Below are 23,598 nucleotides of genomic sequence, written 5' to 3'. Positions count from 1 at the left end.
ATTTATAATTTTTTATCAAGTTCAGCAGCTTTTTTTTCAACTTCACTTACAACCCTTGATATTATATCTTCTGATAAAACTTTTTCACTTTGAATGCCAGATAAATAAAGCATATTGTTGCCTTTACCACCTCCAGTTATTCCTATATCTGTCATTGCTGCTTCTCCTGGTCCATTAACTACACAGCCAATAATTGATAATGTTAAAGGAGCTTTAATATGAGAAAGTTTATCTTCTAATATTTTTACTGTATCTATTACTTGAAATGCTTGTCTTGCACATGATGGACAAGATATAATTTTTACACCTCTATTTCTTAAATTAAGTGACTTTAATATTTCATTACCAATTTTAATTTCTTTAACGGGATCATCAGACAAAGAAATTCTTATAGTATCTCCTATCCCATCCATTAAAAGTGACCCAAGACCTATTGATGACTTAACACTGCCTGATACAAAACCTCCAGCTTCTGTGATCCCTAGATGTAATGGATAATCTGTAACTTTTGATAGTTGACGATACGCAGCAATAGATAAAAAAATATCTGAAGATTTTACACTTATCTTAAAATTAAAAAAATCTTGATCTTCTAAAATCTTAATATTCCTCTGTGCGCTTTCAACTAAAGCTTCTGGACACGGTTCCTTATATTTTTCTAAAATATCTTTTTCAAGAGAACCAGCGTTAACACCTATTCTAATGGAGCAATCATTATTTTTAGCAGCACTAAGTACATCATGTATTTTTAATTTATCCCCTATGTTGCCTGGATTAATTCTTAAACATTTTGCTCCATTTTCAGCCGCTTCTATTGCTCTTTTATAATGAAAATGAATATCAGCAATTATTGGGACAGATACATGTTTTGTAATCTCCTTAAGAGCTAATGAAGACTCTTCATCTGGGCACGAAACCCTAACCAGATCAGCACCCTCTTCATGAATATCATTAATTTGTTTTATTGTGGCCTGAATATCAGTCGTTAAAGTGTTGGTCATTGATTGAACAGAAATAGGATTATCTCCACCTATTTTTACATTACCAACGTTTATAACTTTTGTTTTTTTTCTATGAATATCTCTAAATGGTCTTAAGCTCATAAGTTAATCTAACTTAAATTCTCTATGAAGCACTGCTACTGCTTTTTTTATCTGTTTATTTGAAATTAAAACTGAAATTTTAATTTCAGAAGTTGAAATAACCATTATGTTAATCTTTTTTGAAGCCAATGCTTGGAACATTCTATAGGTAATTCCTGGTGTTGTAATCATACCAACACCAATAATAGATACTTTCGAAACATTATTATCATATGTAAATTTTCTAAATGAAATTTTTTTATTTTGTTTAATTATTTTTTCTGTTTTTTTTACATCCTCAGATTTGATTGTAAAAGTTAAATCTGTTTCTTTTCCATTTAAAGAAATATTTTGAACTACCATATCAACATTAATTTGATTAAGTGATAATGGTTTAAAAACAGCGGCTGCTACTCCTGGTCTATCCTTAACACCCACAATTGTAACTTTAGAATTATTTTTTGTAGAAGTAATTCCAGTTATTATTTGATTACTAAAGGTTTTTTTTACAGCAGTTATTAATGTGCCCTTCTTTTTTTGAAATGAAGATTTAACTGAAAAATTAATGTTATTTAGTTTTGCATCTTGTACAGAAGTGGGCTGCATAACTTTTGCACCTAATGATGCCATCTCTAACATTTCGTCGTAGGAAATTTTATGAATTTTTTTAGCTTTTGAATGATTTCTTGGATCTGTAGTATAAACGCCATCTACATCAGTATAGATATCACACGCATCAGTATTAAAATATTTTGCCAGCATTATTGCTGACGCATCAGTTCCTCCTCTTCCCAGTGTTGTAATCCTATTTTCTAAGTTAATTCCTTGAAAACCAGTTATGATAGGTATTCCGCCCGATTTCATGAAACTAAGTATTTTTCCTTTATTGATTTTACTAATTCTTGAAGAACTATAAGGTCCTTCTGTAATAATTGGTAGCTGCCACGACATCCATGATCTAGCTTTAAAACCAAGATGTTTTAATCTACCAGCAATTAATGCACAAGTTGCTTGCTCTCCTGTTGCTAATAAAACGTCATATTCTGCTGCATCAAAGCTATTACTTAATTCTTTTGTTTTTTTTATTAATTCATTAGTTGTGCCACTCATCGCAGATGAAACCACGATAACTCCCATTTTCTTCCTTTTATAAGAAGAAATAATTCTTGCGACGTTCTTTATTCTATCTATGCTTCCAACAGAAGTTCCACCGAACTTTAATACAACAGTTTTCATTGATAATTTTGTAATTTATAATTGATAAAATACATCTTAATTGTTATGTCCACAAGTTATCTATTATGAATTCAATAAATAAAAAAGAAATTGAGAAATTTTCCAAAATTGCTGAAGAATGGTGGGATCCTAATGGTAAATTCAAACCATTACATAATTTTAATCCAATAAGAATTAGATATATAAAAGAAAATATTATCAAAGATCTTAAGATTAGATCGTCTGATAAACCCTTAAAAAATATTAGATTACTGGATATTGGTTGTGGTGGTGGATTATTATCTGAGCCAATGTCCAGACTGGGAGCAAATGTTGTTGGTATTGATGCGTCAAAGAAAAATATTGAAGTTGCAAAATTTCATGCAAAAAAAAATAAACTTAAAATTGATTATAAAGTTGCATCTCCAGAGATGATGAAAAATAAAACAAAATTTGATGTAATTTTAAACATGGAAATAGTTGAACATGTAAATGATATAGACTTTTTCATTAAAGAAAGTTCAAAATTATTGAAGAAAAATGGAATAATGTTTATTGCAACTCTTAACAAAACATTAAAATCTTATATATTTGCAATTGTGGGTGCTGAATATGTTTTGAAATGGCTTCCTATAGGAACCCATGATTGGGAAATGTTTGTAAAACCTGAAGATTTAATAAATATTTCTAAAAAAAATAATTTATCACTAAAAAAATTAGATGGTATGAAATTTAATATATTAGATAACAGCTGGAAAGTGAGTAGTGATACGTCTGTTAACTACGTAGCAAAATTTATAAAAATTTAATTAGTGTTATCTTTTATCCAGGGAAGCATTTCAGCTTCAATTCCCTCTTCTTTTAGCTCTTTAATATCTTTCTTTGTTGCAGTTCCATAAATTCCTTTAGAAAGTTTTTTATTTTTGTAATGTATAGATCTTGCTTCATAAGCAAAATTCTCCCCAACATACTCAAAATTTTTTTTAATAAATTTTTGATATTTAGATATTGTTTTTTTTATCTCTTTATATTTATGACTCGTGACATCTACCTTGACATTATTTTTTAATTTAAGAACATTAGGGGACATTAAAGTCTTTTCAACATTTAAGGAGTTGCATATATGACAATTAAGAAATTTTTTTTTTTTTAAGCTTTTCATACTCTTTTGAGGTTGAAAACCAGCTATCAAAAGCTACCTCACAATCTTTACAAATAAGTTTATATTTGATCATGAAATATATTTAATAATTGCTTTTTTACTCAGCATTGGCCTAGCTTCTGTAGTCTGCATTGATTTCTATATAATTTTTAGTTAAATCCATTGTGTAAGCTGTAAAATTTTTTACACCTGCGTTTAAATTTATTGTGATGTCTATTGCTTTGTCTTTCATATAATTTGCAACTTCACTCTCATTGTAGTCTTTAAAAATTTTACCTTTTTCTATAATTTTTATATTACCAAAATTAATTGATAATTTATCTAAATTTATATTTATGCCAGATTTTCCAATAGCCATTATTACCCTTCCCCAATTTGGATCCTCACCAGCAATAGCAGTTTTAACAAGATTTGAATTCGCAATAGAAAAGGCTATTTTTTTTGCATCTTTGTCATTTTTTGATTTAATAACCTTTATAGTTATAAATTTATTAGCACCCTCACCATCTGCAACAATTCTTTTAGATAGATTAAGTAGCACTGAATGCAAGGCTTGGTCGAATGATTTTATTTTTTTGTCATTAATATTTTTGATTATAGAATTTTTAACTTTACCTGTTGAAAAAATTGAGACCATATCATTGGTGCTTGTATCGCCATCACAAGTAATTGCATTAAAAGTTGTATCAATATTCTTCTTGAGTAATTTTTTTAAAATATCATTTGAAAGATCTGCGTCTGTAAATATGTAGCCTAATGTTGTTGCCATATTAGGAAAAATCATCCCTGAACCCTTTGCAATTCCATAGATTTTAATTTTTTCATTGCCAATTTTGCATTCTTCCATTGCAAGTTTTGGTTTTAAATCTGTTGTCATTATTCCTAAAGCTGCCTTCAACCAAATTAGCTTATTTTGTGTGTATTTAATTTTTTTTATTAATTCTGGGATATTTTTTTTAATTTTTTCTCTGGGATATTTTTCACCTATTGTACCAGTGCAACCAAAAAGTATTTCATTGTTTAATATTTTTTTTGGATAATCTTCATCTTCATTTTGTTTTTTTGATAATTGGATTGATAGCTCTCCTGCTATATCTTTTAGAGCTTCATAGCCTTCTGATCCAGTGAATGCATTTGCATTTCTAGTATTTACTATAAGAGATTTTATTTTTTTACTTTTTATACTTAAATTCCACTTTATATTCTCTGAGATTATCTTTGATTGAGTGTAAACAGACGCATAGTTTGCTCCATCTCTAAAATAAAACATGACTAGATCATCCCTTGGTTTGTTATACAAGTTTGCACAAATAGTTGAAACCGAAACCCCATCTATATGATCTAGATCTTGAAAGTCTTGCATTTTTGAGTTTAAACCATAGGAATTTATAAAATTATTTAAGTTTATTGGCATCTATTTAAAATATTTATTTAATACTTATATTAAAAGCTATAATTTATTATATATCAAAAAATTAGATGCTTAATCCTTTAAATTTTATCTCAAAGTTCATTAAATCAAGTAATCAAAAGGAGCTTGATAGAATTGCCAAAATTGTTGAAAAAGTTAATTCCTTTGAGTGTACAATCAGGGATATAATTGATGAAGACTTTCCTAAAAAAACAGCAGAACTTAAAAAAAAAACTTAGGGATGGGGCAAATATAGACACTTTGCTACCCGAGGCTTTTGCACTTGTGCGTGAGGCATCTAAACGAACTAGAAATGAAAGACATTATGATGTCCAGATTATAGGAGGTGTTGTACTTCATGAGGGAAAAATAGCAGAAATGAGAACTGGTGAAGGAAAAACACTAACTATAAGTTTGGCTGCTTATCTAAATGCTTTACGCGAAAAAGGCGTTCATATTGTTACTGTTAATGATTATTTGGCGAAAAGAGATTCACAAGAAATGGGGGTAATATACCAATTTCTAGGATTAACATCTGGCTACATTAATAATGACCAAGATGACAATGATAGAAAGAAAAATTATAATTTTGACATTACTTATGCAACTAACAGTGAGTTAGGCTTTGATTACTTAAGAGACAACATGAAATTATCTAAAGATCAGATGGTTCAAAGAGGTCACACATATACAATTGTTGATGAAATAGACTCTTGCTTAATTGATGAAGCTAGAACACCACTTATAATTTCAGGTGCTGCAGAAGATAAAGCTGAACAATATCTTGCTATTGATAAATTAATTAGAAAGTTGAAACCAGAACATTATGAAATAGATGAAAAGGATAAAAATATATTACTTACAAATGAAGGAATAAACAATGTAGAGAAAATATTTTCTAGTGCTGGTATACTAAAAAATAATAATTTTTATGACCCTGAAAATTTAAGTCTTGTTCATTATGTTAATCAGTCTTTAAGGGCTAATCATTTGTTTGAAAAGGGTAAGGACTATATTATTAAAGATGGCTTTTTAAAAATTATTGATGAATTAACAGGAAGAATATTAGAGGGTAGGCGATATGGTGATGGGCTACATCAAGCTCTTGAGGCGAAAGAAAGAATAGATGTGCAAGGTGAAAACCAAACCCTAGCATCAATAACTTATCAAAATTATTTTAAGCTTTATGACAAAATCTCGGGTTGTACAGGAACAGCTGCAACAGAATCCCAAGAATTTTATGAAATATACAATTTAATAGTAGTTGTTATCCCTACTAATAAAACAATGATTAGAAAGGATTTGAATGATCAAATCTTTAGAACTGAATTAGAAAAAAATAAAGCGATTACAGATAAGATTCTTGAGTGTCACAAACAAGGTCAACCAGCTTTAGTTTTTACCTCAAGTATTAATAAGTCTGAAATATATTCTAAACTATTAAATGAAAAAAAAATAAATCATGTTGTACTAAATGCTAAAAACCACGAAAATGAAGCGGAAATCATAGCAAATGCAGGAAAAGCGAATTCTGTCATAATTACTACAAGCATTTCAGGTCGTGGTGTTGATATTCAACTTGGTGGTAAAAGAGGAAGTCAGTCAGATGAAGTGTTACTAGAAAATAAAAATAAAATAAAATCACTAGGTGGCCTATTTGTAATTGGTACTGAAAGAATGGAATCTAGAAGGGTGGATAATCAAGCTAGAGGAAGAGCTGGGCGACAAGGTGATGAGGGAAGTTCAGTTTTTTATGTTAGTTTAGAGGATGATTTAATGAGGATTTTTGGTTCGGAGTCTATGAATAATATTCTTAAAAAACTTGGATTAAAAAATGGTGAGAGTATTGACCACCCCTGGATAAACAAAGCACTTGAGAGAGCACAACAAAAGGTCGAAGCAAGGAATTTTGATATTAGAAAAAATTTACTAAAATTTGATGATGTTTTAAATGACCAAAGACATGTAATTTTTTCTCAAAGAAATAATGTAATGAATGCCGAAAAAGTTTTTGATTATTCGGATGAATTTTTGTCAGAAATCATAGGTCATTTAATTAATTTAAAATCTCAAAAGGTATCAAAAACTAAAAATAATGAATTTAATAATCAATTAAAAATTTTGGTTGGAAAAAGCTTCAATGATGATGAGTTTAAAGGTCTAATAGATTTAAATGATCAAGATTTTAAAAAGAAAGTTAATTCTAAATTTATAGAAGCAAGGGGTGAAAGAATTAACATGTTGAATGAAGAAAAAGCTAAAGAAATTGAGAAAACAATTTTACTACAGTGTATTGATTTAAATTGGAAGTCCCATATTCAATATCTTGAACAACTAAGGCAAGTAATTGGACTAAGATCTTATGGTCAAAGAGATCCATTAGTTGAATATAAGAAAGAAGCGTTTTATCTTTTTGAAAATTTATTAAACAAATTAAAAATTGATTTTGTTACAATTTTAATAAATTTAAAAATCGCTCAAGAACCAAAAAAAGATATTTCTAAAATAATTAAGATAGAAACATCTAGTGATCCTAAATGCTTATTAATCCAAAAAAGGGATAAAAAAATTTCTAGAAATGAAAAATGTGAAGCTACAGGTAAAAAATTTAAAAATTGCTGTGGTGCTCTATAAGAAAAAAATCAAATAAGATAAGAGAGCTAATGCAGCAACTGATGCTACCAAATTAATTTTAGATTTAAAGAATTTTTCAATAAATATATTAATTTTATTATTCTTCATGATTAATGTATTTAGGTTGTCTGGTTGGCTAACAAATCCTTTGGTTCTTCCAATGGTTAAAAATTTATTTTTTCTGTGATTAAATACCTCTTCTCCATTCATGTTTTCAAATTCATTTAAGTTATTTTCAATTGATCTTCTAACATTGTCTAAAATTAAATCTCTATCTCTATGAGCGCCACCAACTGGCTCTGGAATAATTTCATCAATTACTCTCAACTCCAAAAGATCTTTAGATGATAATTTCATTGCTTTTGCTGCTTCTAAGGTTCTTTTAGGGTCTCTCCACAAAATGGTAGCACACCCCTCTGGAGAGATTACTGAATAAATCGCATTTTCTAACATAATAACTTTATTAGCTGAAGCTAGCGCTATTGCACCACCTGAGCCACCTTCACCAATTACAATTGCAAGTGTTGGAACGTTTAGTGACATGCAACATTCTATTGATTTTGCAATTGCCTCTGCCTGTCCTCTTTCTTCAGCTCCTACACCTGGGTATGCACCAGGAGTATCTATAAATGAAATTATTGGAATATTAAATTTATTTGCAAGATTCATTAATCTAATTGTTTTTCTATAACCCTCAGGTCTCATCATTCCAAAATTTCTTTCTATTCTATTTTCAAGACTATCCCCTTTTTCTTGGCCTATAACTAAGACTGATTTTTCATTAAATTTTGCAAACCCTGCTAATACAGATTTATCTTCTCCATAAAATCTGTCTCCTGACAACGGAATAAAATCCTCAAATAAATTATCTATGAAAAATTTTGCTTTAGGTCTATCTTCATGTCTTGCAACTAGGGTAGTTTGCCATGGGTCTAAATTAGAATAAATTTCTTGCAGTTTATTATCTATTTCTTTTTGGGTATCAGAAATTTTTTTTGTATCTACCTCTGAAAGACCATCTTGATTATAAGGATCTTTAAGTTTGTCTATTTCTATCTCTAAATTTTTAATATCTGTTTCAAAATTTAAATAATTTTTCATATGATGTTTAATTATTAATTAATTAGGAAAAAAGGCAATAAAATGTTTAAATAATTTAAATTTGACATAATTTTATTAAGAGATAATCTTAACAAATATCGGGAGAGACTATTAAATAATAGCGCCGAAGGAGCAACCACCCCGGAAACTCTCAGGCAAAAGGACCGATAAAAAAAACATAACACTCTGGAAAGAGATTTATCTCGCCGATGGAGCAAAAACTCTCAGGCAAAAATACAGATGGGGTAAAATGGGTGCTATGAAAGAACAATATACAAAAATATACAATCTATCAGTTTCTAATAAATTGCTTAACTTTATTAATGAAGAACTGCTCAAAGATACAAATATTTCTTCAGAAAAATTCTGGGAGGGTTTTGACAGAGTAGTACATGAGTTAGCTCCAAGAAATAAAAACTTATTAAAAGTAAGAGAAGATTTACAAAAAAAAATAGATGATTGGCATATTGCAAATAAGGGTAATGAAATCAATCTAAAAGAATATAAAAAATTTTTAAAAAAAATTGATTATTTGAAAGAAGTAGGTCCTGATTTTAAGATCAAAACAAATAATGTTGATGAAGAAATAACTAATATTGCTGGACCCCAATTAGTAGTTCCAATCATGAATGATAGGTATGCACTTAATGCTGCCAATGCAAGATGGATGAGTTTGTATGATAGTTTATATGGTACTGATGTAATAGAGGAATCTGAGGATAGCGCATCACAAAGATATGACCCCCTAAGAGGAGAAATGGTTATAAAATATGGAAGAAATTTTTTAGAAAGATATTTTCCACTAGAAAATATAATTATCGGATGGGCAAATATAACTGGATTTAAAATAGAAAATGGTTCACTTATCGTTTGTAAAGACAGCCAGGAGACAAAATTAAAAGATAAAAGTAAATTTGTAGGCCACAGAGGTGAAGCTAATAATCCTTCTGCGATAATTCTAAAAAATAATAATCTTCATATAGAAATAATTATAGATCCAAAGGCATTTAGTGCAACACAGGATCCTGCTAAAATTAGTGATATTATCGTTGAAGCAGCAGTTTCAACTATTTGTGATAATGAGGACAGTGTTGCTGCAGTTGATGCAGATGATAAAGTTGTTTGCTATCGTAATTGGCTTGGACTTATGAAAGGTGATTTAAAATCAACTTTTGAAAAAAATGGAAAGACTTATGAGCGTAGATTAAATCCTGATAGAAGTTATATTTCTAAAGATGGAAAAGAATTAAAATTACATGGAAGAAGTTTATTGTTAATAAGAAATGTTGGACATCTTATGACCAATTCTGCAATTCTTTTAAAAGATGGTTCTGAAATACCAGAAGGTATTATGGATGCTTTTATAACTTCAGCGGCTTCCCTTCATGACATTAAAAAAAAGAGTAATTCTAGAAGTGGTTCTATTTATATTGTTAAACCAAAAATGCATGGTCCTGATGAAACTTCATTTACAGATTTAATTTTTACTAAAGTTGAAGAAGTTTTGGGATTGAAAAAATATACATGCAAAATTGGAATTATGGATGAAGAAAGAAGAACCTCTTCAAACTTAAAAGAGTGCATTAGAACGCTAGAAAATAGAGTATTTTTTATCAATACAGGATTCTTAGATAGAACTGGGGATGAAATGCACACTTCGATGGAGGCTGGTCCCATGATTAAAAAAGGAGATATGAAATCTTCTAAATGGATTGGTGCTTATGAAAATAATAATGTTGATATTGGTCTACAATGTGGCTTTTCAGGCAAGGCTCAAATTGGTAAAGGAATGTGGGCTATGCCTGATAAAATGACAGAAATGATGAATCAAAAAACTGGCCATTTAAAAGCTGGCGCAAATTGTGCTTGGGTTCCCTCACCTACAGCAGCAGCTTTACATGCTTTGCATTATCATGAAATAAATATTTTTGATAAACAAAAAGAAATTCAAAAAAGAGAGTCAGCAAAACTGGATGACTTGTTAACAATTCCAGTGGCGGATAGGCCAAACTGGTCAATGGAGGAAATTAATTCTGAAATTTCAAATTCTGCACAAACTCTTTTAGGGTACGTTGTAAGATGGATAGATCAGGGAGTTGGCTGTTCAAAAGTTCCTGATATTAACAATATAGGATTAATGGAAGATAGAGCAACTTTAAGAATTTCATCACAACATATTGCTAACTGGATTCATCATGATATTTGCACAAAATCGCAAGTAATGGAAATAATGAAAAAAATGTCAAAAATTGTTGATGATCAAAATAAAGCTGATTCTAAATATGAAAAAATGTTTAATAACTTTGATGGTTCTATTGCTTTTAAAACAGCCTGTGATTTGATCTTTAAAGGAAAAGAACAACCTTCTGGTTATACAGAACCATTATTACACCTAAATAGATTGCTAAAAAAATCTAGTCAGAACTAGTTTTTATTCCAGTTCTATTTTTAAAAGCTGAATATAAAGTTCCATCATCAAGACTTTCTATTTCGCCACCAACAGGTAGTCCTTGAGCAAGTTTTGTAACTTTAGTAGAAGTTTTTTTTAAACTGTCCTCTATGTAATAAGCTGTAGTCTGACCTTCAACTGTTGCGCTTGTTGCTAGTATAACTTCTTCAATATTTTCTCTTGAAACTCTTTCTACTAATGAATTAATCAAAAGATCTTCTTTTCGCTGACCAGCAGAAGAAATTGTTCCACCAAGAATATGAAAATAACCTTTATAAATATTTGAATTTTCAATTGACCATTGATCAGCAATGTCTTCAACTACACATATTTTATTATATTTTTCCTTTGAATTTTCACAATTGTTACAGCCTAATGAATTAGATTTTAAAGTACCACAAGATTGACATCTAATAACATTTTTATAAACCTGCGCCAAAGTGTTTGCCATTGGTTTTACAAGTTCATCTCTATTATTAATAAGTTTTAGTACAATTCTTTTTGCAGATTTAGGACCTAAGCCAGGGAGTTTAGAAATTAATTTAATTAACTCTTCTATCTCATTAATATTTTGCATGTTCTTAAAGTGGCCATTTAAAACCAGGAATACCAAATCCACTTGTAGACTTAGAAATTTCTTCAGATGTCTTGGATTTCAATTCCGATTTTGCATTGTTATGAGCAGCCACTATCAAATCTTCGATTATAATCTTATTTTCCTTTAATATTTCATCTGAAAGGTCAATTTTGATCATTTCATTTTCGCCATTTAAAGTAACTTTTACAGAATTTGAACCAGATGTTCCTTCTACTTGAATGTTTTTTATTTTTTCTTGGCTCTCTTTCATTTTAGCCTCTAATTCTTTTGCTTTATCTAAAATTTTTGTAAAATCAGTCATTCTTTAATCTTCTTTTCTAGGTTTAACGTCAATAAGTTCTGCGTCAGGGAAACTTTTTAAAATATCTTTATAAATTGAAGAATTTTTTACACTTTCTATCAAATCTTTTTTTTGGTTAATTTCTTCTTCTTTTTTAGATGGCTGTCCTTTGGTTTTGCTTAGACTTATAATCCATCTTTCATTGGTCCATTCGAAAAGTTTTGTTGAAAGTTCTTTAATAAAATCTTTATCTAAATCTTCATTAAATGATATTTCAATTCTTTTGTTTTCAAAACTAACAAGGTTAACATTTTTTTCTAATTCATATTTTAATTTAATCTCTTTTTTAGAAGAGCATGCTTTTAATAGATCATCAAATGAATTTATAAGACTGGTATTTGTTTCAATGTTATTATTTTCTTTTTCTTTGATATCTTTTTCTTGAACAATATTTTTCATTTGCCCTATAGTCTCTGCTTTATCTTTTATTCCAAATATATCTTCGTTTATTTTTTTTGGTGTAAAAGATGTTTGATTTTCACTTTCGGCTATTGGCCTACTATCTTTGTTATAATCATCACTATCTTGTTTAATGCCTCTTAAATGAATTAGTCTAATTAAGAACATTTCCATTGATAAATGTTGATTAGAAACAATATCAAGCTCCTCAAGTGTTTTAATAGTAAATTGCCAAAATAATATTAAGGTTTCATTGTTAACTTTTTCTGAAAGATTTTTAATTTTATTAAACTCTTCATCATTCAATAAAAAATTATTACCATCTAAATTTAGTGAATCGATATTTTTAAAATAATACAAGAGTTCTAAAAAATCATTAATAAAAATTTTTGGTTCAACACCCTGGTTATATATTTCTCTATAAGTGTTGAGAACTTCAGTTTCTTTACCCTCAAATATCAATTCAAATAAATCAATTAATTGAGACTTATCAAAATAACCAAATATTTTTTGTGTTGCTGCAAGATCTAATTCTTTATCTTTATCCAAAGTAAGTAGAGCCCTATCAAGTAAAGATAGTGCATCTCTAACTGAACCCTCAGAAATTTTAACAATTAATTTAAGAGCATCATCTGATGCGTTGCCATTTTCTTTTTCTTTAATTTTCTTAATAAAATCAAACAACTCTAAAGATTTAATTCTAGATAAATCAAATCTTTGACAACGTGAGATCACTGTAATTGGAATTTTTTTTATTTCTGTTGTTGCAAAAATAAATTTTAAATATTCTGGAGGCTCCTCTAAAGTTTTTAACAATGCATTGAAAGCTTGTTTGCTAAGCATGTGCACTTCATCAATTATAAATATCTTATATTTGGCAGTAGTTGGGCCATATCTAGAAAATTCAATAAGGTCTCTTACATCGTCTACTCCTGTTTTACTTGCTGCATCCATTTCCAATACATCAATATGATTTGAGTTAGAAATTGCATTACAATTTTCACAAAGTTCTTCTTTACACAAGTTATCTATTCCATTTGAACAATTTAAAGATTTTGCAACAATTCTTGCTGTAGTAGTTTTTCCTATTCCTCTAATTCCAGTAAAAAGATAGGCATTAGGCACTTTATCAGCTTTAATAGAATTAGAGATTGTTTCCGCAACAACATCTTGCCCTATAAGATCATTAAATGTCTGAGGTCTATACTTTAAAGCTAAAACTTTTGTATTTTTATTCATTTTATTTAAAGGAGACTAGAACCTAAATAACTGTCTCTACGACTGCTTCCGTTAAGATCTGGTCGGGTTCAAGCAGCACTCACCTCTAGCCTCCAAGACCATTATAACAGTAATGTTTTCTAATCTACAAGAAAAGTTTCTGGATTATTTTTCTCTAAATTTATCAGCTTCAAAAACACCTAGTACGTGAAAATCTTGACAATGAAGTCCTAATTCTTCCAAAGATTTTTGAACTTTTGGATTTTCGATATGGCCTTCTAAATCACATAAGAAAAAGTATGACTCAAATGAATTTTGTTCTGGATAACTTTGAAGCTTTGTAAGGTTAACTCCATTTATCGCAAAACCACCTAACGATTGATACAGAGCTGCAGGCTTACTTTTCAGTTTAAATAGAAAAGAAGTTATATATTTCTTATCATCAAAATTAGGCTGTAAAACTTCATTGCCCATAATCAAAAACCTTGTGGCATTACCCTTTTCATTCTCAATATTTTTTGAAAGTATTTTTAGATCATAAATTTCTGCACTCAAAGAAGAGGCAATTGCTGCTTCAGTTTTAATTTTGGTTTTTGAGATTGTCTCAGCTGAACCAGCAGTATCAGCACGAATATGCTCGACTAAATTATTTTTTTTAATAAATTTAGAGCATTGTGATAAGCCTTGAGAGTGAGAATAGACATCTTTTATATCACTTAAATTACTACTTGGTTGTCCTAATAAATTATGTTCAATTTCATGAAAATGTTCAGCATAAATATTCAGTCTATACTTAAAAATAAGATATTCGATTCCAATATTTCCTGTAATTCGGTTTGATTCAGGAATTATCATTCTTGAATTTTTATCTTGAGATGTTTTTAAAAAACATTCATCAAATGTTTTGCATGGAATTACCTCTGCTTTAGGATCTATTTCTAACGCTGCTAGATGTGAATATGCACCAAATGTGCCTTGAAAATAAATTTTGCTCATTTTTATGATTTATATTCCATAATTTTTTTTATAGCCAGATAATCTTCCTTTGTATCTACGCCTATAGGAGAAAAATTTGCCAAAGCAACACTGATTTTCAAATTATTATCTAATGCTCTTAGCTGCTCTAATTTATTTTGCTTTTCACTTGATGTTTGATCCAGACTAACAAATTTTTTTAATATACTTGTTTTATATGAATAGATTCCAATATGATGATAAATATTTTGATTATTTTTTGAAAAACTATCTCTAGTAAAATTTAGTGCTTTTGGAAAATTATTCTTTTCTAATTTTGTTTCTGTAATAACCTTAACTACATTTTGATTATTTAGCATTTTATCATTTTTAATTTCTGCTGCTAGTGTTCCAATTTCAGAATTGTTATTAATCATAAAGTTATTTAAACTTATAATATCATTTTTGTCGATATTTGGCTCATCCCCTTGGAGGTTTAGTATAAAATCAATGTCCTTGATGTTGAGTTTTTCATAAGCCTCAAAAATTCTATCTGTACCAGTTTTGTGAGTGCTACCAGTTAAAATGGCTTTGCCTCCATTTTTTTCAACATCATCAACTATTTCTTTATCTTCTGTTGCTACTACAACTTCGCCAATTTTTGCTTCCTCAGCTTTTTTAAAAACATGAGAAATCATTGATAAATTATTAATTTTTAAAAGTGGTTTACCCGGCAATCTATTTGCCGACATTCTTGATGGAATTAATATTAATGTTTTAGCCATTACAAATTTACCATTTTGTGCGTCTAACAGACGCAAAATTAAAAATTAAAAATTAAGTATTTTTTTAATTATCATGTTATATCTGCAAAATAATAATAATTATATGGATTCGTTCGAGCTTAATAAAATTATTGCAGCAATTTTAATGGTTGCACTACTTATAATCGGTTTAGGAAAGATTGCAGATGGTGTCTTTCAAGTAGATAAACCAGAAAATCCTGGGTATAAAGTTGAAGTAGAGGGACAACTAGCCTCTGCAACATCTCAAGTTGCTGAAGTTGAACAAAAAGTAGATATTGTAGCTATAATGGCGCTGGGCGATGTTGCTTCTGGTGAAAAAATTTTTAAAAAATGTGCAGCATGCCACTCAATAAATAAAGGTGGTAAAAATAAGATTGGTCCTGCATTATATAATGTTGTTGGTAGAACAGTTGGTGGAGTAGATGATTATAAATACTCTAAAGCTTTAGCTTCATATGGTAAAGAATGGTCATTTGAAGAATTAAATGGATTCTTAAAAAAACCTGCTTCTTATATAAAAGGAACTAAAATGTCATATGCTGGTTTAAGAAAAGAGAAAGACAGAGCTTCTGTAATTAAATATTTAAATCAAAGCAGTGATAGCCCTAAACAGCTACCTTAATTTCCCAAAACAATATAATAAAATACTTTTTTGAACATGCACTCTATTTAAAGCCTGCAACCATACTTTAGAATTTTTTCCCAAAAAAACATCTCCCGTAACCTCTTCTCCCCTTGGAAGACAGTGTAAAAAAGTTGTATCTTTTTTAGCAAAACTCATCAATTTTGAATTAATTTGAAAGTTTTTGAAATCTTTAATCTTTTTATTTTTATTAACTCTATCATTCAACGAAATTACTTTATCTGAAAAAATTACATCAGCATTTTTTACTGCTTTTCTTGCATCATTAAAAATATGAATTTTTCTTTTATTTTTTTTAACCCAGTCTAATACAAATTTTTTAGGCTCATAATTTTTAGGACAACCAATATTTAAATTAAAAGAAAATTTAACTGAAGCAGCAATCAAGCTATTTAGAACATTATTTGAATCTCCAATCCAACAAATATTTAATTTAGAAATAGATTTTTTTTTAATTTCTTCCACAGTAAAAATATCTGATAGCACTTGCGTTGGATGAGATGATGGGCTTAAACCATTTATTACAGGTATCTTTAAATATTTACTAAATTCTGCTATTTTTTCATCACTATCACTTCGCAGCATAAAACCATCTCCATAAGTCGATAAGATTTTGGCTGTATCTGCTAGACTTTCTCCACCTTTTCCTAAGTGTAATTCGTTAGCTCTAAGAGTTATGGTTCCTCCACCTAATTGTTTTATTGCAAGATAAAAACTTAATCGTGTTCTTAAACTTGCTTTTTCAAACATTTGAATAAGCAATTTACCTTTTAAAGGTTTGTCCTTATCAATTTCTATAGTGTTATAATTTTTTCTTTTTTGTTTTCTTTTTTTTGCATCAGCGATGATCTTTTTAAGGTCTGCTGAAGGTATGTCTTTAAGGTTGATGAAATGTTTCATTTTTATTTATAAGTAGAGCACACTTTTTTAATAATTTTTATTGCTATATTTATTTCTTCTTTTTTAACATTTAGAGGGGGTAATATTCTAATAACATTTTCAGCTGCCCTAATTGTTAATAATTTATTATCCATTAGTTTCTGTACAAATTTTGCTTGATCATTATGCAGTTGTAATCCTATTAGTAAACCAACACCTCTTACTTCTTTAATTACTTTAGGAAACTCTCTTTTCAATTTACTTAATTCTGAGTGAAAATATTTTGATAATTTTTTAACATTTGAAAGAAATCCTTTTTTCAATATTTGATCTAAAACAGCATTTCCAACACACATGGCAAGCGGATTACCACCAAATGTTGATCCATGAGTTCCAGCTGTCATTCCTGATGCTACTTTTTTATTCATTAAGACTGCACCCAGTGGAAAACCGCCGCCAATACCTTTTGCTATTGGTACAATATCAGGCTTAATCTTTGAATTTTCAAATGCAAAAAAATTTCCACTTCTTCCAATTCCGCACTGCACCTCATCTAAAATTAATAAAATTTTTTTCTTGTCACAAATTTTTCTCAATTCTTTTAAACACCAATTGGGAATAACTTTAATTCCCCCTTCTCCCATCACAGTTTCAACCATAATTGCAGCTGTTCTTTTTGTTATTTTTTTTTTAAAATTCTTATGGTTCCCAAATTCAAAATGATCAAACCCATCCACTTTTGGTCCAAAACCTTCCGTCATCTTTTTTGATCCACTAGCATAAATTGTAGCTAAAGTTCTTCCATGAAATGAATTTTTAACACAGAGAATTCTATTTTTTGAAGGTTGCCCTATTGAATAAAAATATCTTCTAGCAACTTTAATTGCAGCCTCTGTAGCTTCTGCCCCACTATTTTGGAAAATAATAAAATCTGCAAAAGTTTTTTTTGCTAATCTTTTAGCTAATTTCTCTCCCTCCGGAATGATGAATGCATTAGAAACATGCCAAAGTTTTCTGGATTGCTTATTAATTGCTTTTACCAAATATGGGTTTGAATGCCCCAAGGAATTAACTGCTATTCCCTGAACAAAGTCTAAATATTTTCTTCCATTAGTAGAATATAAAAAACTTCCCTTACCATACTTAAAGGAAATTGGTTTTCTGTTATAATTTTTTGCTAAAGCGCTCATTAACTAAGATTTAATTTTATAACCTTTTTTGTAAAGAAAAAAAGCCACATACCATATTAAAACACTTAGTATTGATAGGTATATCAATCCTAGATTTATTGATCCATCTGACTTACCTAAAAAACCATATCTAAAACCATCAATCATATAAAAAAATGGATTAATATGACTTATTGTTTGAAAAAATTGTGGAAGTTTATCTATTGAATAAAATACTCCAGATAAAAAACTTAATGGAGTTATTATAAAATTTGTTACAGTCGCTGTATGATCAAACTTTTCAGCCCAGAGACCAGTTATAAAGCCAAGGCTTCCAAGTATAAATGCACCCAAAAACCCAAATACAAAAATATATAAAATACTATGTATTGGTATTTCAACTATTAAAGAAAAAACACCTATAGAAATTATAGCTATTAAAAAACTTCTTGTTAAGGCTGCAAGTATTATTGCCATTGAAACTTCAAGTGCTGACAATGGTGCGTAAAGCATATCAACAATGTTTCCTTGAATCTTTCCTATCATTAATGAAGAAACAGAATGACTAAATGACTGTGTTAAAATACTCATCGCAATTAAGCCGGGTGCTAAAAAACTTATAAAAGAATAACCAAGCACATCCCCTCTATTATTGCCTAAAGCTAGTGATAAAACTGATAAAAATAACAAACTAGAAACAAGTGGAGATAGCAAAGTTTGTTGCCAAACTGCCATAAACCTGTTGCACTCTTTAAGCCATAAACTTTTAAAGCCAATCCAATTTATAAAGCCAAACTTTTTAACTCCGATATGATATTTTTTATTCAATTCAACCATAAGTAATCATATATAAGTTTTAAAAAAAGATGTGTATAAAACAGAAAAATCCATTGTCTTTTTTTTTAATCTTGTGTGATCTGTATATAGTTATAAAAATTAATTAACATACTAAATATAGAATATGAGCTGGAACGAAGAAAAAGTAGAAAAGTTAAAACAACTTTGGGGTAAAGGAAGTACTGCAAGCCAAATCGCTGAAATAATTGGTGGTATTAGTAGAAATGCAGTAATTGGCAAAGCTCATAGATTAAATTTATCATCAAAAATTAAAACTAGAAATGCATCTTCAAGTCAAAATTTTGATAACAGTTCGGAAGAAAACTCTTCCAAACAAAAAAGAGGTAGAAAAAGCAAATTTCAGTCCTTAATTATTGAAAAAGATTTTGAACCAGAAAATCCAAAGAAATTAGAGGAACTAGATGAAAGCTCTTGTAAATGGCCTATAGGACATCCTGAAGAACAGTCATTTTATTTTTGTGGACGATCGTCTCTAAAAGATTTTTCATATTGTAAACTTCATTTGTTATACGCGTATCAGCCAAAAGGAAGAAAAGAAGAGCCTGTAGTTGACAAAGATGAAGAGGCACCTCAGTATATTGATAAGAAAATTAATACTGCTTAATAACTTTTAAATTTAATTAATCTTATTTCTTATTCCTTCCATTAAACCCTCTGATCAAAAATTTTATGATTAGATAAATTAGGAAAGAAAAAATAAATAATATTAATTATCATAAATAATCATCTAATTTTAGTATAAGAAATTCTATTAAGAATTAGTAGGGTTATATTTTTTTGTAGAAAATTGTCCACCTTCTCTCCACATATAGCTATATTTTTCTACTTCACTATCAAATACTCTCGTACTTGGAACTCCAATATCAGCATTAGTTTGATATTTACCTGAAGGAACATTGTCATATTTTAAAAGTGTAAGCTGATCTATTGTTAAAAGTGGCTTTGGAAATAATTGAAACACTTTAGCAGACATAGTTGCTGCAAAAAGAGGTAATGGAACTAACAATCTTTTTTTATCTATTAAATGTAATAATTTTTTCAAAATTTCTTTTAAAGATAAGACGTCTGGCCCAACACACTCTACAATTTTAGAATAAATATTTTTAGAGATAACATGATAAATAGTATCTGTTAAATCCGAACAATGTATTGGAGCAAATTTAGTTGCTCCATTGTAATAAAGTGGGAAAAACGGAAGCCTACTTAGTAAAGTCATAAAAGACGTAGTAAAATTATCATCAACTGAATAAACTACAGAAGGCCTTAATATGGTTGCTAATGGAAAATTTTTTTGAATACTAGGTTCGCCATCTAATTTACTTTTTGCATACTCTGAATCTATTGCATTGTTTACTCCTAATGCTGACAAATGAATAAATTGCTGAACTTTATATTCTTTACATAGTTTGGCTAAAATAGATGGAAAAACAGAGTGAATATTTTTGAAAGTATTACCTTTGCCACTTTCATACAAAATACCAATTAAATTTATACAAATATCTGTTTGGGAGAAAAGCTTTCTAATTTTTTTTTTCATCAAAAATATTTGCTTCAACAATATCTATGTAACCTGCATTAGCTTGAGTTTTTATTGCATATCCTTTTTGATGTAGGTTTCTAGTAACCACAGTTACTTTATAATTATTTTTAGTAAGCTTTCTTATTAAATGACGACCTATTTGACCACTTCCGCCAAAGATTAGACAATTTTTTGCTTTCATATATATATAATTAAAAATGAATATTGATATTAAACTTCACAAGAGTGATCTACCAGAAGATTTAGATTTAGGCAATATTATAGCAGTTGATGGAGAGTTTATGGGTCTCAATGTTAGGCGCGACCCTTTATGTCTTATTCAAATATCAACTGGTAATTCTGATGCTCATATTATCCAGCTTGATAGGGAAAAATATGATGCACCGAATTTAAATAAAATTCTTTCTGACAAAAAAATCACAAAAATATTTCATTATGGTAGGGCGGACATGGCTCACATAAAACATTACCTGAAGACAGAAACTAATAATATTCTTGATACAAAAATTGCTTCGAAGTTAGCCAGATCCTATTCAGATAGTCACTCCCTAAAAACTTTAATTAAAGAATTTATGAATGTAGATGTAAGTAAACAATTTCAAAGTTCAGATTTTGGGGGAGAACTATCTCCAGCTCAATTAAAATATTGTGCCAATGATGTTATTTATTTGCATAAAATTCATAATGAATTAAATAAAATTCTTGTAAGAGAAAAACGAGTTGATTTATATAAAGACTGTTTAGCATTTTTAAAAACCAGAGTGGATCTTGATTTGGCTTTATTTAAAGACGATATATGGTCTCATTAAATGAAAAAAAAAAAATTATAAAAAAATTGCAAAAAGTGTAATTGATCTTGAAATCAAAGCTTTAAAAAAATTAAAAAATTCAATTAGTAATTCTTTTAATGAAGCAGTCGAGTCATTAGCAAACTGTCAGTCTAAAGTAATATTATGTGGAGTTGGTAAAAGTGGATTAATAGCAGCCAAAATTTCAGCAACACTCTCTTCAGTTGGAACACCTTCATTTTCACTATCTGCAAACGACTGTTCTCACGGTGACCTTGGTAGCATTTCAAAAAAAGATATCTTAATTTTAATAAGTTACTCTGGTTCTACCGAAGAACTAAAAAATATTATAAAATATGCAAATCGAAATAAGATTACTCTAATAGGAATAATGTCTAAAAAAAATTCGGTATTATGCAAAGCTTCTGATATCAAGCTTCTTATTCCAGAAGTAACTGAGGCAGGTCTAGGAATTGTTCCAACTTCAAGCACAATTAATCAATTAAGTATAGGCGATGCGTTAGCAGTTGCTTTATTGAATAAAAAAAATATTAATAAAAAAGATTTTAAAAAGTTTCATCCTTCTGGAAATCTTGGTGCACAACTTAGAACTGTCGAGGAATTAATGATTACAGGAAGTAAAATTCCATTTGTTAATGAAAACTTGAACATGAAAAAAGCTTTACAAATTATTTCAAACAAAAAACTTGGTACTTTAATTGTTCAAAATAATAAGAAAATCACCACAGGAATAATTACAGATGGGCAAATTAGAAGATTCAATGAAAAAAGCGATAATCTCCAAGATTTATCTGTCAGAAAAGTTATGACCAAGAACCCTGTCAGCATTAATCAAGAGACTCTTGCTGAAAAAGCTTTATCTATAATGAATACAAAGAAAATTACCTCTCTATGTGTTCACAAAGACAATAACAAAAATAAAACTGTTGGAATTTTACATATTCACAATATTCTTCAAGCGAATATTGAATAGATGAAACATAAAACAATAATTCAATTTATATTTAGCGCATTTTTTTTAATTATTTTATGTTCATTTTATTTTAAATATTTTTCATCAAATAAACAGTCATCAATCACACAAAAAACTAATGATAATTCTAAGAGTTTAGAAGCAAAAGGTAATTTAATAAAAGATATGAAATATGAAAATACAGATATTAGTGGTAATAAGTATTTTATTTACTCAGAATATGGGGAGGTAGATGTTAATAATCCTGATATCATTTTGATGAATAACGTTTTTGCAAAAGTGGAAATATTTAAAAAAGATACAATTTATATAAATTCATTTTCAGCCAAATATAACTTAATAAACCATGAAACAAATTTTAATAAAGATGTTGAATTAAAGTACTTAGATCATGTAATTTTTACAGAAAATATGGACCTATCTTTTCAAAAAAATTTTGCGTGGCTGTATACAGATGTGGTTTATAAAAGTTTTGATTATGAACTTTTTGCTGACAAGATAGAAATTGATTTAATAACAAAAAACTCTAAAATATATACAGATAATAACAAAAAAATAAAAATTATTAAAAAGTAAAATGGCAATAATAAAAAAATTTAGAATTAAATCATTTAAAGAAAATAAACCTTTAATTAGAATGGAAAAAATTTCTTTGTCATTTGGTAAACGACAAATATTAGATAATATTAATTTTAACGTTAATAGTGGTGAAATTTTAGGCATGCTTGGACCTAATGGAGTTGGAAAATCTACATTATTCAATTTAATTATTGGTTTAATAAAACCAGACTTTGGATCAATAATAATTAATGGTGAGAATGTCTTAAATTACCCAATAGCAGAAAGAACACAAAAATTTAAAATTGGCTATGTGCCACAATATGGTGGCTATTTTCATGAACTAACTTTGCTAGATAATCTAAAAGCAGTAAGTGAAGTCTTGATACAAAACATTACTGACAGAAATACTAAAATAGATTATCTGATTTCTAGGTTTGAACTTGATTCAATTCTAAATGTACAGGCAAAATTTTTATCTGGTGGTCAAAAAAAAAAATTAGTTATAGCGATGGCATTAATGGGAGATCCTAAAGTTCTACTTTTAGATGAATGTTTTGCAGCTCTTGATGTGATGACAATTAAGATGCTTCAAGAACTAATTGTTAGTCTACAAGCGGAAAAAAACATAAGCATCTGTATTTGTGACCATCAAGCAAGAGACCTTCTTTCGTGTGTTGATGTTGCAATAGTTCTGTCTAATTGTAAGGTCGTTGCTAAAGGTACACCTTCAATGCTTATAAATAATGCAGAAGCAAAAACAGCATATTTCGGAAGTTCATTTAAGATCAACTAATAAA

23 protein-coding genes, 1 pseudogene and 1 riboswitch are annotated in these 23,598 nt (G+C 28.9%); of the genes and pseudogenes, 9 read left to right on the top strand and 15 right to left on the bottom strand.

Going from position 1 to position 23,598, the window contains the following annotated elements; translation table 11 throughout:
* Positions 1-2: 2 nt before the first annotated feature.
* Positions 3-1,103, bottom strand: a complete 1,101-nt coding sequence (ispG, locus tag ABXT52_RS00605) for a flavodoxin-dependent (E)-4-hydroxy-3-methylbut-2-enyl-diphosphate synthase (protein WP_415271980.1) — start codon at positions 1,101-1,103, stop codon at positions 3-5.
* Positions 1,104-1,106: 3 nt separating this feature from the next.
* The gene (locus ABXT52_RS00600; protein ID WP_415271979.1) at positions 1,107-2,318 is read right to left on the bottom strand and encodes an aspartate kinase; all 1,212 of its coding nucleotides are present in this window, start codon (positions 2,316-2,318) and stop codon (positions 1,107-1,109) included.
* 65 nt (positions 2,319-2,383) lie between these two features.
* Here ABXT52_RS00600 and ubiG point away from each other — a divergent pair, with 65 nt between their 5' ends.
* Positions 2,384-3,106 carry a bifunctional 2-polyprenyl-6-hydroxyphenol methylase/3-demethylubiquinol 3-O-methyltransferase UbiG gene (gene ubiG, locus ABXT52_RS00595; protein ID WP_415271978.1) on the top strand — a complete coding sequence of 241 codons (723 nt, stop codon included), beginning with the start codon at positions 2,384-2,386 and terminating at the stop codon, positions 3,104-3,106.
* Here the strand turns inward: ubiG and ABXT52_RS00590 are convergent.
* Both ABXT52_RS00590 and argJ read right to left on the bottom strand, forming a co-directional pair.
* Positions 3,103-3,459: a DUF1178 family protein gene (locus ABXT52_RS00590; protein WP_415271977.1), complete on the bottom strand. Its 357-nt coding sequence runs from the start codon at positions 3,457-3,459 to the stop codon at positions 3,103-3,105. The genes ubiG and ABXT52_RS00590 overlap by 4 nt on opposite strands.
* A gap of 112 nt (positions 3,460-3,571) precedes the next feature.
* Entirely contained in the window at positions 3,572-4,873 is a 1,302-nt protein-coding gene (argJ, locus tag ABXT52_RS00585) for a bifunctional glutamate N-acetyltransferase/amino-acid acetyltransferase ArgJ (protein WP_415271976.1), read from the bottom strand.
* 65 nt (positions 4,874-4,938) lie between these two features.
* Between argJ and secA the strand changes: the two are divergent.
* Positions 4,939-7,504 (top strand): annotated as a pseudogene (gene secA, locus ABXT52_RS00580) (preprotein translocase subunit SecA).
* Here secA and ABXT52_RS00575 read toward each other — a convergent pair.
* Positions 7,499-8,605 carry an acetyl-CoA carboxylase carboxyltransferase subunit alpha gene (locus ABXT52_RS00575; protein ID WP_415271975.1) on the bottom strand — a complete coding sequence of 369 codons (1,107 nt, stop codon included), beginning with the start codon at positions 8,603-8,605 and terminating at the stop codon, positions 7,499-7,501. The pseudogene secA and the gene ABXT52_RS00575 sit on opposite strands and share 6 nt — an antisense overlap.
* Positions 8,606-8,694: 89 nt before the next feature.
* Positions 8,695-8,782: riboswitch (glycine riboswitch) on the top strand.
* Between the two features lie 73 nt (positions 8,783-8,855).
* Between ABXT52_RS00575 and ABXT52_RS00570 the strand changes: the two genes are divergently transcribed.
* Positions 8,856-11,033 carry a malate synthase G gene (locus ABXT52_RS00570; protein ID WP_415271974.1) on the top strand — a complete coding sequence of 726 codons (2,178 nt, stop codon included), beginning with the start codon at positions 8,856-8,858 and terminating at the stop codon, positions 11,031-11,033.
* Here the strand turns inward: ABXT52_RS00570 and recR are convergent.
* The 5 genes from recR to kdsB all read right to left on the bottom strand — a co-directional run bounded on the left by recR (position 11,020) and on the right by kdsB (position 15,348).
* Positions 11,020-11,631 carry a recombination mediator RecR gene (gene recR, locus ABXT52_RS00565; protein WP_168606750.1) on the bottom strand — a complete coding sequence of 204 codons (612 nt, stop codon included), beginning with the start codon at positions 11,629-11,631 and terminating at the stop codon, positions 11,020-11,022. The two genes, ABXT52_RS00570 and recR, sit on opposite strands and share 14 nt — an antisense overlap.
* Before the next feature lie 4 nt (positions 11,632-11,635).
* Positions 11,636-11,953 carry a YbaB/EbfC family nucleoid-associated protein gene (locus ABXT52_RS00560; RefSeq protein ID WP_271519748.1) on the bottom strand — a complete coding sequence of 106 codons (318 nt, stop codon included), beginning with the start codon at positions 11,951-11,953 and terminating at the stop codon, positions 11,636-11,638.
* A gap of 3 nt (positions 11,954-11,956) precedes the next feature.
* The gene (gene dnaX, locus ABXT52_RS00555) at positions 11,957-13,630 is read right to left on the bottom strand and encodes a DNA polymerase III subunit gamma/tau (RefSeq protein WP_415271973.1); all 1,674 of its coding nucleotides are present in this window, start codon (positions 13,628-13,630) and stop codon (positions 11,957-11,959) included.
* Between the two features lie 144 nt (positions 13,631-13,774).
* Complete coding sequence (locus ABXT52_RS00550; RefSeq protein WP_415271972.1) at positions 13,775-14,605, bottom strand: prephenate dehydratase domain-containing protein; 831 nt, start codon at positions 14,603-14,605, stop codon at positions 13,775-13,777.
* A 2-nt stretch (positions 14,606-14,607) separates the two neighbouring features.
* The gene (gene kdsB, locus ABXT52_RS00545; RefSeq protein ID WP_415271971.1) at positions 14,608-15,348 is read right to left on the bottom strand and encodes a 3-deoxy-manno-octulosonate cytidylyltransferase; all 741 of its coding nucleotides are present in this window, start codon (positions 15,346-15,348) and stop codon (positions 14,608-14,610) included.
* Between the two features lie 103 nt (positions 15,349-15,451).
* Between kdsB and ABXT52_RS00540 the strand changes: the two genes are divergently transcribed.
* Positions 15,452-15,991 carry a c-type cytochrome gene (locus ABXT52_RS00540; protein ID WP_415271970.1) on the top strand — a complete coding sequence of 180 codons (540 nt, stop codon included), beginning with the start codon at positions 15,452-15,454 and terminating at the stop codon, positions 15,989-15,991.
* Here ABXT52_RS00540 and argF read toward each other — a convergent pair.
* Genes argF through ABXT52_RS00525 form a run of 3 tightly spaced genes read right to left on the bottom strand, consistent with a single transcriptional unit; the run spans position 15,983 to position 18,897 of the window.
* The gene (argF, locus tag ABXT52_RS00535) at positions 15,983-16,912 is read right to left on the bottom strand and encodes an ornithine carbamoyltransferase (protein WP_415271969.1); all 930 of its coding nucleotides are present in this window, start codon (positions 16,910-16,912) and stop codon (positions 15,983-15,985) included. The genes ABXT52_RS00540 and argF overlap by 9 nt on opposite strands.
* A 2-nt stretch (positions 16,913-16,914) precedes the next feature.
* Entirely contained in the window at positions 16,915-18,081 is a 1,167-nt protein-coding gene (locus ABXT52_RS00530; protein ID WP_415271968.1) for an aspartate aminotransferase family protein, read from the bottom strand.
* A gap of 3 nt (positions 18,082-18,084) precedes the next feature.
* On the bottom strand, positions 18,085-18,897 hold the full coding sequence (locus ABXT52_RS00525; protein ID WP_415271967.1) for an ABC transporter permease: 813 nt from the start codon (positions 18,895-18,897) through the stop codon (positions 18,085-18,087).
* A gap of 124 nt (positions 18,898-19,021) precedes the next feature.
* Between ABXT52_RS00525 and ABXT52_RS00520 the strand changes: the two genes are divergently transcribed.
* Positions 19,022-19,522: a GcrA family cell cycle regulator gene (locus ABXT52_RS00520; RefSeq protein ID WP_415271966.1), complete on the top strand. Its 501-nt coding sequence runs from the start codon at positions 19,022-19,024 to the stop codon at positions 19,520-19,522.
* Between the two features lie 147 nt (positions 19,523-19,669).
* Here ABXT52_RS00520 and ABXT52_RS00515 read toward each other — a convergent pair whose 3' ends face one another.
* Both ABXT52_RS00515 and ABXT52_RS00510 read right to left on the bottom strand, forming a co-directional pair.
* Positions 19,670-20,455 carry a complex I NDUFA9 subunit family protein gene (locus ABXT52_RS00515; RefSeq protein ID WP_415271965.1) on the bottom strand — a complete coding sequence of 262 codons (786 nt, stop codon included), beginning with the start codon at positions 20,453-20,455 and terminating at the stop codon, positions 19,670-19,672.
* Positions 20,439-20,639: an NAD-dependent epimerase/dehydratase family protein gene (locus ABXT52_RS00510; protein ID WP_415271964.1), complete on the bottom strand. Its 201-nt coding sequence runs from the start codon at positions 20,637-20,639 to the stop codon at positions 20,439-20,441. The genes ABXT52_RS00515 and ABXT52_RS00510 overlap by 17 nt, the downstream gene beginning before the upstream one ends.
* 16 nt (positions 20,640-20,655) lie before the next feature.
* On the opposite strand from ABXT52_RS00510, the gene ABXT52_RS00505 reads away from it, so the two are divergent.
* The 4 genes from ABXT52_RS00505 to ABXT52_RS00490 are packed head-to-tail and all read left to right on the top strand — an operon-like array spanning position 20,656 to position 23,594.
* A complete protein-coding gene (locus ABXT52_RS00505; RefSeq protein ID WP_415271963.1) occupies positions 20,656-21,267 on the top strand; it encodes a ribonuclease D in 612 nt (203 codons plus the stop codon).
* 25 nt (positions 21,268-21,292) lie between these two features.
* Entirely contained in the window at positions 21,293-22,240 is a 948-nt protein-coding gene (locus ABXT52_RS00500; RefSeq protein WP_415272537.1) for a KpsF/GutQ family sugar-phosphate isomerase, read from the top strand.
* Positions 22,241-22,816, top strand: coding sequence for a hypothetical protein (locus tag ABXT52_RS00495; protein WP_415271962.1), 576 nt, complete (start codon positions 22,241-22,243; stop codon positions 22,814-22,816).
* A gap of 1 nt (position 22,817) precedes the next feature.
* Entirely contained in the window at positions 22,818-23,594 is a 777-nt protein-coding gene (locus ABXT52_RS00490) for an ATP-binding cassette domain-containing protein (RefSeq protein WP_415271961.1), read from the top strand.
* Positions 23,595-23,598 lie beyond the last annotated feature (4 nt).

It is taken from the genome of Candidatus Pelagibacter sp. Uisw_121, from assembly GCF_047722545.1.
In the GTDB taxonomy this organism is placed as follows: Bacteria; Pseudomonadota; Alphaproteobacteria; order Pelagibacterales; family Pelagibacteraceae; genus Pelagibacter.
The sequence above is the reverse complement of the archived record's forward strand: the minus strand, read 5'-3'. Positions and strand labels throughout refer to the sequence as shown.

Bases quoted from the DNA above. Each gene is read 5' to 3' on its own strand.
- kdsB (WP_415271971.1), bottom strand. From the start codon at position 15,348: ATGGCTAAAACATTAATATTAATTCCATCAAGAATGTCGGCAAATAGA.
- ABXT52_RS00590 (WP_415271977.1), bottom strand. From the start codon at position 3,459: ATGAAAAGCTTAAAAAAAAAAAAATTTCTTAATTGTCATATATGCAAC.
- ubiG (WP_415271978.1), top strand. From the start codon at position 2,384: ATGAATTCAATAAATAAAAAAGAAATTGAGAAATTTTCCAAAATTGCT.
- ABXT52_RS00575 (WP_415271975.1), bottom strand. From the start codon at position 8,605: ATGAAAAATTATTTAAATTTTGAAACAGATATTAAAAATTTAGAGATA.
- ABXT52_RS00510 (WP_415271964.1), bottom strand. From the start codon at position 20,639: ATGAAAGCAAAAAATTGTCTAATCTTTGGCGGAAGTGGTCAAATAGGT.
- ABXT52_RS00530 (WP_415271968.1), bottom strand. From the start codon at position 18,081: ATGAGCGCTTTAGCAAAAAATTATAACAGAAAACCAATTTCCTTTAAG.
- ABXT52_RS00520 (WP_415271966.1), top strand. From the start codon at position 19,022: ATGAGCTGGAACGAAGAAAAAGTAGAAAAGTTAAAACAACTTTGGGGT.
- ispG (WP_415271980.1), bottom strand. From the start codon at position 1,103: ATGAGCTTAAGACCATTTAGAGATATTCATAGAAAAAAAACAAAAGTT.
- ABXT52_RS00495 (WP_415271962.1), top strand. From the start codon at position 22,241: ATGAAACATAAAACAATAATTCAATTTATATTTAGCGCATTTTTTTTA.
- dnaX (WP_415271973.1), bottom strand. From the start codon at position 13,630: ATGAATAAAAATACAAAAGTTTTAGCTTTAAAGTATAGACCTCAGACA.
- ABXT52_RS00560 (WP_271519748.1), bottom strand. From the start codon at position 11,953: ATGACTGATTTTACAAAAATTTTAGATAAAGCAAAAGAATTAGAGGCT.
- ABXT52_RS00550 (WP_415271972.1), bottom strand. From the start codon at position 14,605: ATGAGCAAAATTTATTTTCAAGGCACATTTGGTGCATATTCACATCTA.
- recR (WP_168606750.1), bottom strand. From the start codon at position 11,631: ATGCAAAATATTAATGAGATAGAAGAGTTAATTAAATTAATTTCTAAA.
- argF (WP_415271969.1), bottom strand. From the start codon at position 16,912: ATGAAACATTTCATCAACCTTAAAGACATACCTTCAGCAGACCTTAAA.
- ABXT52_RS00570 (WP_415271974.1), top strand. From the start codon at position 8,856: ATGGGTGCTATGAAAGAACAATATACAAAAATATACAATCTATCAGTT.
- ABXT52_RS00600 (WP_415271979.1), bottom strand. From the start codon at position 2,318: ATGAAAACTGTTGTATTAAAGTTCGGTGGAACTTCTGTTGGAAGCATA.
- ABXT52_RS00540 (WP_415271970.1), top strand. From the start codon at position 15,452: ATGGATTCGTTCGAGCTTAATAAAATTATTGCAGCAATTTTAATGGTT.
- ABXT52_RS00505 (WP_415271963.1), top strand. From the start codon at position 20,656: ATGAATATTGATATTAAACTTCACAAGAGTGATCTACCAGAAGATTTA.
- ABXT52_RS00525 (WP_415271967.1), bottom strand. From the start codon at position 18,897: ATGGTTGAATTGAATAAAAAATATCATATCGGAGTTAAAAAGTTTGGC.
- ABXT52_RS00515 (WP_415271965.1), bottom strand. From the start codon at position 20,455: ATGAAAAAAAAAATTAGAAAGCTTTTCTCCCAAACAGATATTTGTATA.
- argJ (WP_415271976.1), bottom strand. From the start codon at position 4,873: ATGCCAATAAACTTAAATAATTTTATAAATTCCTATGGTTTAAACTCA.
- ABXT52_RS00490 (WP_415271961.1), top strand. From the start codon at position 22,818: ATGGCAATAATAAAAAAATTTAGAATTAAATCATTTAAAGAAAATAAA.